Below are 16,069 nucleotides of genomic sequence, written 5' to 3'. Positions count from 1 at the left end.
CGCCGTCGCGGCGCCGATGGTCCTGCGGCGCGTGACAGGCTGGCTTGCATCATTTCTACAACGATGTAATACTGTATAGTGTACAACGATGTAAAACAAGTTGGCAACGAAAGGGGCGTCATCATGTCCGGCACCTACTCCCTGCTGTGCTACACGCGCAAGCCCACGAAGCGCGAGGAGGCGAACAACGAGGACATCGCCTACAGCATGCATCTGGCGCTGCGTTCGCACATCGACGGTGCCTGGACGCCGCTGAACGAGAACTACGGCATCCTGTTCGCCGCCGGCGTGCCGGCCGCCTCGGTCCCGGCGTCGGCCCGGCGCGCCTGCACGGCCGCGCGCCGTCTCGGCCCCGACCACTACGACGCGCCGCGCCGCCCCAGCCCCGCCGTCGGCTGCGACGCGGTGATGCCGGACGTCGACATCGTGCTCAAAAGCCTGAAGGACCCGTACCTGTTTCGTCTGCGCGACGGGCGCTTCGCGGTGGCGGCGACCCGCACCGCGCGCGGCGGCGGGTCCGACGGCTCCGAGTCCTCGGCCTTCCTGCTCGCGGTGAGCCGCGACCTGACCTCCTACGACCAGCTCGGCCTGGTGCGCCTCGACACGGTCGCCGGCGTGAACCGCCCCGCGGTCCGCTACGACGAGCGCACCGACCGCTATGTGATCCGCTGGCGCGACGACGAGGGCCGCGCGCTGATGGCGCTGGTCGACGACATCCTCAACACGGTCGGCCGCACGGTCGCCGTGACCGGCGCCGACCGCGACGCCGCCCGGGACCTGCCGGACCCGCAGGCCGACGGCGCGGCGGCCTACCCCGGCATCCCCGATGCGGTGCCCGGCAACGTCATCACCGTCAGCGAGGTGGAGGCCGCGCGCCTCATCGAGCGTTTCGGCCGCATCTACAACACCGGCGCGTCGGCCCCCGCCTGCAGCCTGCTGTCCTCGCTGCGCGGCGAGCAGGCCCGCGAGGCCGTCCGCTGGCTCGCCGACACCCGCGCCTACCTGACGTATTCCGACGGCTCGACCGCCACCCGCGCCGTCGACTGGGACGCCGAGGAGCTGGAGCGCCTCGCGCAGGACGCCGAATCCGGCCGTCTGGCGCCGGGGCAGGAGCGCACCGTCCGCGGCCGCGTCCGCCAGCAGGTCTACCCGGTGCCGTTCGCGGTGGAGCGCGCCGACCCGTCGGTGTTCGCCTGGACGTTCAACGGCGAGCCGATGTTCCTGTTCATCGCCACCGAGGACGCCGACGGCAACTGCGTGGATCCGCGCGGCGGGCGCACGCACATGCCGCTGCGCGTCGCGGACACCATCGAGGGGCTGTCCGACGCGGCGGGCGGCCGCGAGCGCGAGATCGACCTGCTGCGGCGCGGCGACCGCAACGCCGAGGGGCGCGAGATGACCGGCTGCTTCTGGGCGCCCGAGCTGCACGTCATCGCGGGCCGGCTGTCGATCCTGTTCATGCCGTGCTTCGACGGCGGGCCGACGAACCCGGATGGCACGGCCAACGAGCGCGCCGGCAAGCCGGACATGTGGACCGGCCGCTGCCACATCATGCAGCTCAAGCAGGACGGGGACGGCCGCGACCTCGACCCGCGCGACCCGGCGAACTGGACCGTGCCGGAGCCGATCCTGGGGCCGGAGGGCGAGATCCTCAACCCGGTGCAGCGCATCTCGCTGGACATGACCGTGATCGGCGACTCCGGCCGCTGGTACTACGCCTGGCAGCAGGTGGGCAGCGTGTGGATCGCCTCCTTCGACCCGCAGCGCCCGGCCCGGCTGACCAGCCGGCCGCGCCAGATCGTCGTGCCCGAGTTCGCGTGGGACAACCTCATCGCCGAAGGGCCGAACGCCGTCGTGCACGACGGGCGCATCTTCCTGATCTACTCGGGCTCGTCGGTGGGCATCGACTACACCACCGGCCTGGTCACGGCCCCGGCCGACCGGGGTGCCGACCTCACCGACCCGGAGGCGTGGACCAAGCTCGACTACCCGCTGCAGAAGTCCGGGCTGTACAACGGCGAGTGGCAGCTGGGCACCGGCCACGGCATGTGGTCGCACGACGAGGACGGCAACCTGATCTACGTGTTCCACAACGCCGAGTACGAGGGCGGCCGCTACGGCGGGCGCGACGCGCAGGTCCGCCGCGTGCACTGGTCGGCGGAGGGCATGCCGGTGCTGGATATCGAGACGCGCGAGGAGCTCGACCCGGCGTATGCTGATATAACGATGGAAATCACGGTGGCGTGACTCGCGTCGGGGCGTGGTGCGCCACGCCCCGCGACCTGGAATCGGAGGTGCAATGGGAGGGCGCGTGAGGGGCAGGGATTCCGAGCACGGCGTGACGATGCGCGACGTCGCCGAGGCGGCGGGCGTGTCGATCAAAACCGTGTCGAACGTGGTGAACGACTACCGGTTCGTCTCGGAGCGCACGCGCAGCAAGGTGCTCGCGGCCATCGACGAGCTCGGCTACACGGTGAACGTCACCGCGCGCAACCTGCGCACCGGGCATACCGGCATCATCGGCCTGGCCGTGCCGGACCTGACGATGCCGTACTTCGCGCAGCTGTCCTCGCTGGTGATCGGCGAGGCGAAGAGGCTCGGCCTGCGCGTGATCGTGGAGCCGACGCTGTACTCGCGCGAGGGCGAGCTCGACGCGCTGCACGGCAGCCAGCAGACGATGCTCGACGGGCTGATCTTCAGCCCGCTCGAGCTCGGGCAGGACGACGTCGCCGAGCTCGAGGTCGACTATCCGCTGGTGCTGATCGGCGAGCGCATCTTCACCGACCGGGTCGACCACGTTGCCACCGAGAACGTCGAGGGCGCCAAGCGCGCCACGAAGTACCTGCTGCAGATCGGCTGCCGGCGGATCGCGGTGGTCGGCACGCACCCGGGGGAGCAGGTCGGCTCGGCGGCGCTGCGCTTCCAGGGGTACCGCGAGGCGCTGGCCGAGTCCGGGGTGGCGTTCGACCCGCGCCTGGTGGTGCTCTCCGGCATGTGGCACCGCGACGACGGCGTGCGTGCGATGTCGTCGCTGCTGGACGCGGGCGTGGTGCCCGACGGCGTCGTGGCGCTGAACGACATGCTCGCCTCCGGCGTCATGCATGCGATCCAGATGCACGGGTACCGGATCCCGGACGACATCTCCGTGATCGGCTTCGACAACTCCGACGACGCGCAGTACCTGACGCCCGCGCTGACGACGATCGCGCCGGGGCTGGAGGCCGTGGCGCGGCTGTCGGTCAAGGTCCTCAAGGACCGGATCGACGGGGTCTCGCCGTTCGGCGCGCCCGAGGGCACGTCGGTGTTCCGCAAGGTGGCCTCGACGCTGGTGGTGCGCGGCTCCACGCGCGCGCCGCAGGGCGCGCGGCGCACGCGGTAGCGTTCCTGTGCCCGCGGGCGGGCCGCGCGGTTGCGGCCGGCGCGGGACCCGTGACGCAGGCAAGCCCGCCCACGACACTCTGACGAGTTGTTTCAACGATGTAAATTTGCTATATTCAACGTTGTAAACACGGAACCGATGGATGACGAGGTTGAAACAATGGCTGTTTACCACAATCCGATCGTGCTTCAGCGTGCGGATCCCTGGGTGCTCAAGTCCGGTGACGACTACTACTTCACCGCCTCCGACCCCGAGTACGACTGCATCGCCATTCGCCGCGCCAAGGCGATCGACGACCTGCAGTCCGCCCCCGAGCATGTGATCTGGCGCAAGCACGACAGCGGCCCGATGAGCAAGTACATCTGGGCCCCCGAACTGCACCGCGTGAACGGCGCATGGTACATCTACTTCGCCGCGGCCGAGCGCGAGTTCGAGCCCTCCGGCCTGCCGACGCACCGCATGTACGTGCTCGAGAACACCGACGACGACCCCACCAGCGACCACTGGGTCGAGAAGGGCCGCATCGTCACGCCGATCGACTCGTTCTCGCTCGACGCCACATCCGTCGTGCTCGATGGCGTGCAGTACCTGATCTGGGCGCAGAAGGACCCGGCGATCGAGGGCAACTCGAACCTGTACATCGCCCGGATGGCGAACCCGTGGACCCTGGACACCGAGCCGGTGATGCTCACCAGGCCGGAATACGACTGGGAGTGCGTCGACTTCCTGGTGAACGAGGGCCCGGCCGTGCTGCGGCATGGCGACAAGATCTACGTCACCTACTCGGCGTCCGGCACCGGCGTGCCGTACGCGGTGGGCCTGCTGACCGCCGATCGCGGCGCCGACCTGCTCGATCCGGCCTCGTGGACCAAGAGCCCGGTTCCGGTGTTCAAGACCTGCGCCGAGAACGGCCAGTACGGTCCCGGCCACAACTCGTTCACCGTGAGCGAGGACGGCACGCAGGATCTGATGATCTACCACTGCCGCAACTACACCGACATCAAGGGCGATCCGCTGTTCGACCCGAACCGCCACGCCCGCGTGGGCGTCGTGACGTGGACCGACGACGGCCCCGACTTCGGCGTCCCGCTGCCGGACGACCTGTGGACCCCGACGACGACGGATGTGCTGCCCGCGGACGGCGGTCCGCTGGCCGGCACCCCGGCCGCGCCGCGGAACGCCTAGGCGGACGGCCCGTTCGGCGGCCGTCCGCCGGCCGCCGAACCCGATGCCTCGGGCGCCGCTGCATGATAACTGAACCGTGACAACCGGGTCGTGGCGACCGGGTCGTGACGCTGGGCCGCCGGCGCATGACTGTCGCGCATCGGTCCGCCGCCGGTCGGCCATGCGCCTGTGCGCCCGCGAAACGCACATCCGTGGCACCGTCTGCGACGGATGTGCCATGGGCAAGCCCACATCCGGCACATTCGCGTAATAGGCTGTAACGGATGTGCCGGATGCGGTCGGGCGTCCGACGGTCCGGGGCCGATGCCCGATGGCCGATGGGACCGGGGCCAGAGCCGGATGCGGATGGCGCGCAACGCCCGTCATACCGCGCAACACGCCGGGCCCCATCGCAGTTGTACAACGATGGAAAAACTGTTATAACTATATTTACAACGTTGCAAATGAGTGCTGAGGGCATACGCAGTCGAAGACGACGGTGTTGGAAGACGCCAGACGCCTTGCCGGAAGCGGAAGCCGGAGGAAGGACTCTCGGTCCCATCGCTCGGATGCGGCGTACAACCAGTTCTGGTATCGCACCAGGAGAAAAGGAGAAATCCATGAAACTGAAGAAAACGCTCGTGGCGGGTGTGGCGCTGTCCATGGTGGCGACGCTCGGCCTGGCGGCCTGCGGTTCCGACGGCGGTGTCGAGAAGACCGAGGACGGCAAGATCAAGATCACGATGTGGCACGGCTTCTCCGAGGCCGACGGCAAGACCCTCGAGGCCATCGTCGACGACTTCAACGACTCGCAGGACGAGTACTACATCGACGCTCAGCTGCAGCCGTGGTCGACCATCGGCGAGACGATGGTGACCAAGGTCACCTCGGGCGACGGCCCGGACTTCGTGACCACCGGCGCCGACAACGGCCAGGGCTGGTCGATCGACGGCACCTTCCAGTGCGTCACCGACTTCTACGACGACGCCTCGAACGAGACCGAGAACTACATCGAGAACGTGGTCGACCAGGTCACCTTCGACATCGACGGCTCCGAGGAGATCTGCGCGGTCCCGATGGGCTACGCCCCGACCGCCGTGTGGTACAACACCGACATGTGGGCCGAGGCCGGCCTGACCGACGCCGACATCCCGCAGACCTGGGACGAGCTGCTCGAGGTCGCCAAGAAGCTGACCAAGTCCGACGGCTCGCAGTACGGCATCGCGCTGTCCGACATGAGCTGGGGCTCCTTCCTCAAGGGCAACGGCTCCGGCATCTACACCGTGGACGGCAAGGTCTCGATCAACACCCCGGAGAACCTGGCCTTCCTCGAGAAGATGCGCGAGTTCTACCAGGGCGGCTACTCGATCTCCGGCATGGACGACACCGCGGCCCGTGAGTCCTTCGAGTCCGGCCAGTCCGCGATGGTCATCGTCGGCCCGTGGGAGGACCAGGCGGCCACCGACAAGGGCATCCCGCACGACCTGTTCGGCGTCCCGGACGGCGACGGCACCTACGTCTACCCGGACGGCACCTCCGGCTCCAACGTCGGCTCCACCGGCCTGTACTGGTGGGTCACCTCGCAGGTCGGCGACTCCGAGAAGCTGCCCGGCATCTACGAGTTCTTCAAGTTCTACAACAACCACGACAACCAGGTGACCTGGTCGCTCGGCTCCGCCTACCCGCCGAACAACACCACCGTCACCGAGGAGGAGCTCTCCGAGCGTCCGCTGATCGCGAAGATCGCCCAGTACACCGACAAGTCCTACATCGCCGTCGCCGGCCTGAAGGGCGGCTTCGGTGACATCATCGCCAGCATGGACACCGTGACCTCCAACACCGCTCGCACCAACGACGACATCCAGACGATGCTCGACGAGGCCGAGACTCAGATCCAGGGCTACCTCGACGAATACGCCGAGTAAGGCGCCGATCCCATGGGAGACCCGGCCCGCGCCGGCGATCCCCGAGCTCGCAACGGCCGCCGCAGGCGCACCGCAGGCGGCGGCCGTTGCCATGCTGGTCCATCCAGACAATGTCGTTAATCGGAGGAGTGCATGACCACCGCATCTTCTAAGGCGAGCAAGCACACCGCGGTCGCGCGTGAGAACAAGAAGGCCATCGCCCGGCGCAACCTGCGCATCGGCCTGATGTTCACCGCGCCCGCCCTGATCGTCCTCGCCATCTTCGTCTTCTATCCCGCGGTCAAGACGTTCATCACGTCGCTGACCACCGACCGCATCAACCGTTCCGGCAAGTTCGTCGGATTCCAGAACTACATCGACCTGTTCCAGAGCGCGGACTTCTGGACCGACGTGAGGAACACCGTCGTCTACGCCGTGCTCTACGCGCCGATCGTCGTCATCGTCGCGCTCGCGTTCGCGCTGCTGCTCAACCGCAAGGACCTCAAGTTCGTCGGATTCTTCCGCACCTGCATGTTCCTGCCCTTCGTCATCTCGCTGACCGTCGCCGCCATCGCATGGCAGTTCATCCTCTCCCCGTCGCTGGGCCTGGTGCCGTACTGGCTGAACCAGCTGTTCGGCATCGAGAACCTCAACCTGCTCGGCACCCGCGAGACCGCCATGGCCACCATCGTGTTCATCACGGTGTGGAAGAACTTCGGCTACTTCATGGTGATCTTCCTCGCCGGCCTGCAGGGCATCTCGCAGGAGCTGTACGAGGCCGCGAGCCTCGACGGCGCGAGCGCCTGGCAGAAGTTCCGCTACATCACGCTGCCCGCGCTGCGCCCGACCTTCAACTACGTCGTCATCTTCGGCCTCATCGGCTCGTTCCAGGTCTTCGACCAGGTCTTCATCCTGACCTCCGGCGGCCCGGCCCGCGCCACCGAGACCATCGTGTACCGCATCTACACCGAGGCGTTCGGCAACGGCAAGCTCGGCTATGCATCCGCGCTGTCGTACGTGCTGCTGATCATGACCCTCATCGTCGGCCTGATCCAGCTGTACACCAACGCCAAGCACGAGAGGGAGGAGATCGCATGAGCTCCGCAACCATGTCCGCCCAGGACGCCGAGAACGCGCGCATCAACGCCGAGAACGAGCGCCTGCGCCGCCGTGCGACGACCCGCCGCCGCATCGGCCTGGGCTTCAGCTACCTGGCGCTGATCCTGATCACCATCCTGATGCTCTTCCCGCTGCTGATCGTCTTGCTGGTCTCGTTCACACCGAACGCGATCACGCAGACCTGGCCGCCGAAGGTCATCCCCAGCGAGTTCACGCTCGACAACTACATCGACCTGTTCGGCCGTCTGCCGATCGGCCGCGAGCTGCTCAACACCATCGTGTTCGCCGGCGCGGTCACGCTCATCTCGGTGTTCTTCGACTCGCTGGCCGCCTACGGCCTGTCCCGCGTGGACTTCAAGGGCCGCGGCATCCTGCTCAGCGTGCTCATCGCCACGATGATGATCCCGTCGATGGCGCTGCTCATCCCGGTGTACAAGCTGCTCGCCAACATGGGCCTGGTCAACAGCTACCTCGGCATCATCATCCCGCGCATGGCCGATGTCGGCGGCATCTTCCTGCTGCGCCAGTTCTTCATCTCGATCCCGAAGGACCTGGACAACGCGGCGCGCATCGACGGAGCCGGCGAGTTCCGCATCTTCGCGCAGATCATCCTGCCGAACTCGATCCCCGCCATCCTGACCGTCGGCATGTTCAACTTCATGGGCAACTGGAACGACCTGCTCTGGCCGTTGATCATGACCTCGCGCCCCGAGACCCGCACGATCACCGCCGGCCTGGCGATGCTCACGGGCCACGGCTCCTCGGTCACCCCGTACGGCGTCGTGATGGCGGGCGCGCTGATCTCCGCGCTGCCGCTGCTCGTCGTGTTCTTCTTCGTGCAGAAGAGGTTCGTCGAGGGCATCGCGATGACCGGCATGAAGTAACCAGCCCATCCCCGTCGCGCGGGGCTTCGGCCCCGCTCGACTCCGGAGGTTCTCCCATCCCTTTCTTTCCTTCCTCTCCTCCTCCGACAAGGCTTCGGCCCGGCACCGTCACTGGTGCCGGGCCGAAGCCTTGTCCGCCGTCATCGAACCCGACGCCATTCGGCTCGCCGTCGCCCGCCGGTGGATGCCGGATCCGTCGCGGTGGCCGTGGAAGCCGGGCGGTCCGGTGCGGTTCACCGGTCCGGCGCGCTGGATTCGCGCTCCATCAGCTTCGAGGGGACCACCACCTCGGCGAAGCCGTTCGGCCCCGCCTCCTCGGGGACGCGGCCCTCGATGCGGTCGCACAGCAGCTTGACCGACATCCGCGCCACCTCCTTGAGGTTCGGGTTCACCGAGCTGAGCGAGGGGGAGAGATACTGCGAGTCGGTCGAGTCGTCGAAGCCGAATACCTTGACGTCCTGCGGGATGCGGATGCCGCGTTTCGCCAGCTCCTGCATCGCGCCGACGGCGAGCAGGTCGTTCATGCAGACCAGCCCGTCCGGGCGGATGCCGTCGTCGAGCATGCGGGCCACGGCCGCGGCGCCGTCCGGCTGGTACCAGATGATCGCCGGGATCTCCAAGGCCGGGTCGTTGGGCAGGCCCGCGTCGGCGAGGGCCTTGCGGTAGCCCTTCAGACGGTATGGCGAGGAACCGTAGGTCGTCTCCCATTCGTGCACGCCGATGATCGCGATGCGTTGGCACCCGAGTTCGATCAGGCGGGTCGTGGCGTTGTAGATGCCGGTCGTGTTCTCGGTGAGCACGCGGTCGTAGGTGTCCAGCCGCAGATGCTCGCCGATGATGACGAGCGGGTAGTCCACCTTGATGTCCGCGGCGTCGGTGGTGTTCAGGTGCAGCGGGCTGAAGATCAGGCCGTCGGTGAGCGAGCTGATCGAGCTGTGCAGCACGTCGAGCTCGGCCTGTCGGTCGCCGCCCGACGGGTTGAAGATGACGTGCTTGCCGCGGGCGCGGGCCTCCTCCATCACATACGCGGACAGCTCCGCGAAATACGGCATGCGGGGGTCGGGGATCGACAGGCCGATGATGTTGCTGTGCCCCTGCCGCAGGTTCTTCGCCGTCATGTTCACGGAATAGCCCAGCTCGTCGATCGCCGCGAGCACCTTGTTGCGGGTCGAGTCGCGGACGAACTGGTAGTCGTTCACGACGTTGGAGACGGTTTTGACCGAGACGCCTGCGCGCCGCGCCACATCGTGCATGGTGACGTGTCGTTGCTGTGCCATGCATCTCTCCTATGTGTTGTCGGATGACGAAACGTGCGCCTTGCCGCACCGAAACATCTGCATTGTAGTAAGTAGTATAGGGCGCGTCCTGTGGGACATGGCGAAAACGGCGAGATTGGCGCGTTTACATCGATGGAGCGCATGGGGTCGCGCCGGGGCGCCGCCGTGTCGCGGCGCGTCGCCCGCGCGTGCGTCCCCGGTGCGCGCGTCCGTGCCGGGCGGCGACGGGCGGAAGCCCGGAACCGGCGCGGGTATGCGGCTTATGTGGTGTCGCGGCGCCGGTGGCGGACGGTCCTCTGCCTCGGCTCGCCGGCCGTTCCGCATGTCCGGCCGTCCATCGGCGCGCCGCGATTGCGCGACGGCGAGGTGCAACGTTAGACTTAATCGACGACGCGGCGCGGCCCGCGCGGCGCCTTGCATGCACATACCGAATCGGACCGGGGGTACCACAGGCCATGTCACCGTCAGCTTCCTCATCATCCTCATCGTCGTCCGCGTCATCCGAGGTGTCTGCGCCGCCGACGCGGCACCCGGCAACGCCGTCGCAGTCGTCCGACGCGCGGGCGTCCGCCGTGCGCATGGCCGGCGCGACGGGGAAACCGGCATCCGATCGTGCTCCCGCTCCGGACGGGGACGACCCCTACGGCTACCTGCTCGTCCACTTCCTCGAGGACCCGGACGGCTACGCCGAACGCATCTACATGGACCTGTCCGACGGCGACGACCCGCGCCGGTGGCTGCCGCTGAACGGCGGCGAACCGATCCTCACCTCGTCGATCGGCACGACCGGCGTGCGCGACCCGCACATCACCCGCAACCCCGAAACCGGCGTGTGGACGATCGTCGCCACCGACCTGCGCGTGTTCGGTGGACCGGAAGGGCTGCACGGCCGCGACGCCGCCGCCTGGAGATACTGGACGCGCCACGGCAGCACGAACCTGGTCGTCTGGCGGTCCGACGACCTGATCCACTGGCGCGGCCCCGACACGATCGACGTCTCCCGCCTTCCCGGCGGCGGCCGTCTCGAACTGGGCATGGCGTGGGCCTGCGAAAGCCTGTGGGTGCCCGACTACTATCCGCAGGGTCATCCCGGCGGCCGCGGCGCCTTCGTGATCTACTGGTCGAGCAACGTGTACCCCGACGGCGACGCCGCTCACGAATCGTCCGACGTCCACACGCAGGTGCTGTGGGGCCTGACGCGCGACTTCACGCAGGAGACCTACGAATACGGCGGCGTGTTCGTCGACACGGGCGGCGACGCCATCGACACCACGATGGTCCGGCGGCGTTTGCCCGGTGGCGGCGTGCGCACCTACCGCATCACCAAGGACAACTCCTTCGGCCGCGGCATCTGGATGGACTCCACCGACGCCGCGCGTTGGTGGGAGCCCGGAACCGAATGGCGTGTCGTGCAGACGCGGATCGGCGCGGAATACGCCGGCGGCGACGCGGGCGGCGTCGAAGGCCCCGCCGTGTTCGCTTCGCACGCCGTCGACATGGTGCGCCCCGTCGACATGGTGCGCCCCGGCGGCGCGGCGGCCGAAGGCGCGGCGGTCGAATCGCGCGGCGACGGCCGGTCGGACGCGCAGTGCGACGCCGACGGGTCCGCCGCGTGGTATCTGTTCGTGGACGTCATCCCGGATGTGGGCTATCGGCCGATGGTCAGCCATGACCTTGACGCCGGCTGGGAGCCGCTGCGCGACCCCGGCTTCTCGCTGGCCGCGCACACCAAGCACGGCGGCGTCATCGCGCTGACCCGCGACGAATACGACCGCGTGCGCGCCGCGATGCTGCGGTAGGGCCGCGCTGCCGCGGCGGGAGGGCCGCGTCGCAGACCGGGACGGGACTGCATGAACCAGGTCCTGACCGCTCGGCGGGCCGGCGGCGGGCCGTGCCGGAGACCGGCCCGGAACGGTTGGAATGGCCGGAACCGGAGTGCCCCGAACCCCGCACGATATGGGTGAGCCCCGAAGCATGCGGGGCTCACCCGCGTGGAGGTGTCGAACCCCGCACGATACGGATGGGCCTCGGCGATGACTGCACATCGCCGAGGCCCATCCGTATTCGGTCACATCCGTATTCGGTCACATCCGTATTCGGTCACATCCGTATTCGGTCACATCCGTATTCGGTCACATCCGTATTCGGTCACATCCGTATTCGGTCACATCCGTATTCGGTCACATCCGGTGGTATCCGGCCGTGCCCGGCCGCATCTGACCGGCCGGAGGGGCGGCCTCCCGGGTCGCGCCTACTGCGAGGCGCCCCCGTTCGCGCCGTCCGAACCCGTGCCGCCGCCGGACTCCCCGGACCCGGAGGAGTCGTCGCCGCCGGTGGAGCCGGAGCCGCCCGTCTCGCCGCCGTCCGTGGAGCCGCCGCCGGCGCCGCCGTTGCCGGTCGTGGGCTCCTGCGACTGCTGCTCGGCCTCCTGTTGCCGCTGGGCCTCCTCCTCGGCCTGGCGCTGCGCCTCCTCCTCGGCCTGGCGCTGCGCCTCCTCCTGGGCCTGGCGTTGCGCCTCCTGCTGCTGCAGCAGCTCGGTGGTGGTCGACCCGCGGCCCCACGATCCGTCGCTGCCGCCGATCTTGCCGTCGTCGGTGGCCGTCGGGAAGGTCTCGTTCTCGGTGCCGGCCAGGGCCTGCGTCATGTACTGCGTGAACAGGTGGACCGGGTAGTCGCTGCCGCCGGACCAGCCGCCGAACGAGGGGATCTCCTGCGGGTTGCCGTTCTCGTCCGGGTACCACATTGCGAACACGCTGACCACCGACGGCGTGAAGCCGACGGTGCTGGCCGCGAACGAGTCGTTGGCGGTGCCGGTCTTCATCGCGAGGTTGTGCCCGACGGCCCGCGCCTCGGTTGCGGTGCCGTACTGGACGGTGCCGGTCATCGCCTTGGTCACCAGCGCGGTGTCGTTGGCGTCGAACACCTGCTCGGTGTCCGTCGGCGCGCGGTAGAGGTCCTCGCCCTCGGCGCTCTGCACGTTGGAGACGATGTGCAGCGTCGGGCGGTTGCCCTGGTTGGCGATCGTCGCGTACATGCGCGCCACGTCGGCCGTGGTCAGCGCGTTGTTGCCGAGCACGGTGAACGGGTTGGTGCCGTCCAGCGCGTCGCTTTCGGCGCCGGCGGTCTTGGCGATTTCCGCGATGCGCTCGGTGCCGAGCTGCTCCTGGACGGCCATGTACACGGTGTTCAGCGAGTTCGCGGTCGCGCTGTACAGGTCCACCCAGCCGTAGCTGGCGTTGCCGAAGTTCGACACCGTGTCGGCGATGCCGGCGAAGCGCTGCGGCGAGTTGCCGTTGAACTCGGTGTCCAGGCTCACGCCCTCCTGGATGGCCCCGAGCAGCGCCATCGGCTTCATCGTCGAGCCGATCTCGTACTGCGACTGCGTGGCCTGGTTGAGCTGCTTGGTCAGGTAGTCCTCGCCGGCGTAGACGGAGATGATCGAGCCGTCGTGCGCGTTCACCGAGATCGCGCCGAACTCCATGCCGTCGGGCACGACGCCCTGCATGCCGTTCTGCGACGGGCTGACCGTCGCGTACATGAGGTCCTGCTTGTCCTTCTGGATCGTGGTGATGATCGAGTAGCCGCCGGTGTCCAGCTGTTCGGCGGTGAAGGCTCCGTCGCCGGTCAGCTCGTCGCGCACCATCTGCAGCAGGTAGCCGTTCGGCCCCTGGTAGGCGTTCGACTGCGAGTACTCGATCGTCGCCGGCATGGCGGCCTGGTCGGCCTCATCCGCGGTGATGTAGCCGTCGCTCTCCATGATGCCGATGACGCGCTCGAACCTCGCCTCGGCCTGGTCGGGGTCCACGGCCGGGTCCCAGGTGGACGGCGAGGGGATGATGCCGGCGAGCATCGCCGACTCGGACACCGTCAGGTCGGCGGCGTTCTTGCCGAAGTAGGCCTGCGCGGCGGCCTGGATGCCGTAGGCGCCGCGGCCCAGGTAGATCGTGTTCATGTAGTTGCACAGGATCTCGTCCTTGCTCTGCGTCTGCGTGATCTTGAGGGCGAGGATCGCCTCGCGCAGCTTGCCGAGATAGGTCGTGGTGTCGCCGAGATAGTAGCGTTCCGCGTACTGCTGGGTGATCGTCGAGCCGCCCTGCCGCGAGCCGGTGGTGATGTTGTTCCACAGCGCGCGGCCGATGCCGATGAAGTCGATGCCGCGGTTCGTGTAGAACGAGCGGTCCTCGGAGGCCACGACGGCCTGGCCGACGTAGTCCGGCAGCACGGAGCAGTCGATGATGTCGCGGTTCTGCTCGGAGAACGTGCCGATCGGCGTGGTGCCGTCGGCGTAGTACACGGTGGTGTTCTCCGCGATGGCGACCGACTCCGGCTCCGGGATGTCGGTGGTGACGTACAGGTACGCGAACGCGCCGATGCCGGCGACGAGGAGCGCGCCGATGACGCCGAGCACCCACTTGAGGATCCGGTGCTTCCTGCGCCCCCTCGGCCTCGGGCCCTTCGAGCCGCTCGAACGGTGCAGGCCGCCGCCGCGATGGCGGCCCGCCGGCGTGCGATTCACGGTGCGTGTCTGAGAAACCATGCTGTCCAAGGTAATCGCTGCCCCTGAGAATCCACGGCCCGGAGGTCTGAAAACCAAGACTTTCCGTCGGGATTTCCTCCGAACCCTTACAAATCGTCGGCGCCGCGCCGCGGGTCGGAGGAATTGCGACAGACGGCGCCTGCGGTGCATAACCGGTTCGACACCGCGTTGCCGTCTGTCGCATTACCGGCCCGCCCGTCCGTGGCCCGGTGCGTCGGGCCGCCGGCCGTCCGGCGGATGCGGACCCGATGGCCCGGCTTCCGAGCCGGGGTGGGTATGCTTGGACGTTGACACACGAAGCGTCGACGTATTGAGAGGTTGTAAACAATGAGCATTCGCGTGGCAATCGCGGGCGTGGGCAACTGCGCCTCGTCGCTGGTACAGGGTGTGGAATATTACAGGGACACTCGGGATGACGACAAGATCCCGGGGCTGATGCACAACAACTTCGGCGGCTACCGCGTCCGCGACATCGAGTTCGTGGCCGCGTTCGACGTCGATGCGCTGAAGGTCGGCACGGACCTGTCCGAGGCCATCTTCGCCTCGCAGAACAACACGATCAAGTTCTCCGACGTGCCGAATCTGGGCGTCGAGGTGCTGCGCGGCCCGACCTACGACGGTCTGGGCGAGTACTACCGCCGGATGATCGACGAGTCCGACGCCGAACCGGTCGACGTGGCCGCCGTGCTTAGGGAGAGGCGGGTCGACGTGCTGGTCTCCTACCTGCCGGTCGGCTCCGAGGAGGCGGACAAGGCCTACGCGCAGGCCGCGATGGACGCCGGCTGCGCGTTCGTCAACTGCCTGCCGGTGTTCATCGCCTCCGACCCGGAGTGGGCGCAGAAGTTCCGCGACGCGGGCGTGCCGATCGTCGGCGACGACATCAAGAGCCAGGTCGGCGCGACGATCACCCACCGCGTGATGGCCCGCCTGTTCGAGGACCGCGGCGTGCGCCTGGACCGCACCTACCAGCTCAACGTGGGCGGCAACATGGACTTCATGAACATGCTGCAGCGCTCCCGTCTGGAGTCCAAGAAGATCTCCAAGACCCGCGCCGTCACCTCCGTGGTGCCGCACGAGATGGACGGGCACAATGTGCACATCGGCCCGTCGGACTACGTGGCGTGGCTGGACGACCGCAAGTTCGCGTTCGTGCGCCTGGAGGGCACCACGTTCGGCGACGTGCCGCTGAACCTCGAGTACAAGCTCGAGGTGTGGGACTCCCCGAACTCGGCCGGCATCGTCATCGACGCCGTGCGCGCCGCGAAGATCGCGCTGGACCGCCATCTGGCCGGCCCGGTGCTCGCGCCGAGCTCCTACTTCATGAAGTCCCCGGCCGTGCAGCACGAGGACAACGAGGCCCGCGAGCTCGTCGAGCGCTTCATCGCCGGCGAGGTCGAGGCCGACGAGGCGCAGCTGGACGCCGACGTCGCGGCCGCCAAGGCCGCGGGCAAGGACGTCTGGCGCGCCTGACGCCCGGCGCCGCCCGACCGCGCGCCCAGCCGGCGCGCCCGCAACGCGGACGGCCCGCGCACCCCACGACCGTGGGATGCGCGGGCCGTCGCCGTCGATGCGCCGCAGCGCGGATCACTTGGTGATCATGGGGTGGATCTGTTGGTCGTAGGCGGTCAGGGCGGTGTCGATGACCTGGTGCATGTCGTAGTACTGGTAGGTGCCCAGGCGGCCGCCGAACACGGTGTTCGGCACGTCCTTCTCCAGCTCGACGTAGCGCGCGTACAGCTCCTTGTCGGCCTCGGTGTTGATCGGGTAGTACGGCTCGTCGCCGCGCTCGGCGAACCGGCTGTACT

The 16,069-nt window shown here is 68.1% G+C and carries 11 protein-coding genes; 8 read left to right on the top strand and 3 right to left on the bottom strand.

From position 1 onward, the window contains the following. Window positions 1–123: 123 nt before the first annotated feature. The 6 genes from KIH73_RS01325 (at window position 124) to KIH73_RS01300 (ending at window position 8,450) form a co-directional block, all read left to right on the top strand. Window positions 124–2,247 (top strand): family 43 glycosylhydrolase, encoded by a 2,124-nt coding sequence (locus KIH73_RS01325; protein WP_219079765.1) that lies wholly within the window; start codon window positions 124–126, stop codon window positions 2,245–2,247. Window positions 2,248–2,344: 97 nt separating this feature from the next. Then, window positions 2,345–3,379: a LacI family DNA-binding transcriptional regulator gene (locus tag KIH73_RS01320; protein WP_236022513.1), complete on the top strand. Its 1,035-nt coding sequence runs from the start codon at window positions 2,345–2,347 to the stop codon at window positions 3,377–3,379. 159 nt (window positions 3,380–3,538) lie between these two features. After that, a complete protein-coding gene (locus KIH73_RS01315) occupies window positions 3,539–4,564 on the top strand; it encodes a glycoside hydrolase family 43 protein (RefSeq protein ID WP_219079761.1) in 1,026 nt (341 codons plus the stop codon). 599 nt (window positions 4,565–5,163) lie between these two features. Beyond that, the gene (locus tag KIH73_RS01310; protein ID WP_219079759.1) at window positions 5,164–6,468 is read left to right on the top strand and encodes an ABC transporter substrate-binding protein; all 1,305 of its coding nucleotides are present in this window, start codon (window positions 5,164–5,166) and stop codon (window positions 6,466–6,468) included. 132 nt (window positions 6,469–6,600) lie between these two features. Continuing rightward, window positions 6,601–7,545, top strand: coding sequence for a carbohydrate ABC transporter permease (locus KIH73_RS01305; RefSeq protein WP_219079757.1), 945 nt, complete (start codon window positions 6,601–6,603; stop codon window positions 7,543–7,545). Next, complete coding sequence (locus tag KIH73_RS01300) at window positions 7,542–8,450, top strand: carbohydrate ABC transporter permease (protein WP_219079755.1); 909 nt, start codon at window positions 7,542–7,544, stop codon at window positions 8,448–8,450. Before KIH73_RS01305 ends, KIH73_RS01300 begins: the two co-directional genes overlap by 4 nt. 233 nt (window positions 8,451–8,683) lie before the next feature. Here KIH73_RS01300 and KIH73_RS01295 read toward each other — a convergent pair whose 3' ends face one another. Continuing rightward, window positions 8,684–9,727: a LacI family DNA-binding transcriptional regulator gene (locus tag KIH73_RS01295; RefSeq protein WP_219079753.1), complete on the bottom strand. Its 1,044-nt coding sequence runs from the start codon at window positions 9,725–9,727 to the stop codon at window positions 8,684–8,686. A 578-nt stretch (window positions 9,728–10,305) separates the two neighbouring features. Between KIH73_RS01295 and KIH73_RS01290 the strand changes: the two genes are divergently transcribed. Then, window positions 10,306–11,526, top strand: a complete 1,221-nt coding sequence (locus KIH73_RS01290; protein WP_236022497.1) for a glycoside hydrolase family 43 protein — start codon at window positions 10,306–10,308, stop codon at window positions 11,524–11,526. Between the two features lie 452 nt (window positions 11,527–11,978). On the opposite strand, the gene KIH73_RS01285 is transcribed toward KIH73_RS01290, so the two are convergent. Then, window positions 11,979–14,264 (bottom strand): transglycosylase domain-containing protein, encoded by a 2,286-nt coding sequence (locus KIH73_RS01285; RefSeq protein WP_219079751.1) that lies wholly within the window; start codon window positions 14,262–14,264, stop codon window positions 11,979–11,981. Between the two features lie 327 nt (window positions 14,265–14,591). Here KIH73_RS01285 and KIH73_RS01280 point away from each other — a divergent pair, with 327 nt between their 5' ends. After that, entirely contained in the window at window positions 14,592–15,734 is a 1,143-nt protein-coding gene (locus KIH73_RS01280) for an inositol-3-phosphate synthase (RefSeq protein WP_219079749.1), read from the top strand. A 114-nt stretch (window positions 15,735–15,848) separates the two neighbouring features. Here KIH73_RS01280 and KIH73_RS01275 read toward each other — a convergent pair. After that, window positions 15,849–16,069: UDP-galactopyranose mutase (locus KIH73_RS01275; RefSeq protein ID WP_274608136.1), on the bottom strand; the 221-nt coding region annotated here is incomplete at its 5' end.

Source organism: Bifidobacterium phasiani (assembly GCF_019331775.1).
GTDB lineage: Bacteria > Actinomycetota > Actinomycetes > Actinomycetales > Bifidobacteriaceae > Bifidobacterium > Bifidobacterium phasiani.
The sequence above is the reverse complement of the archived record's forward strand: the minus strand, read 5'-3'. Positions and strand labels throughout refer to the sequence as shown.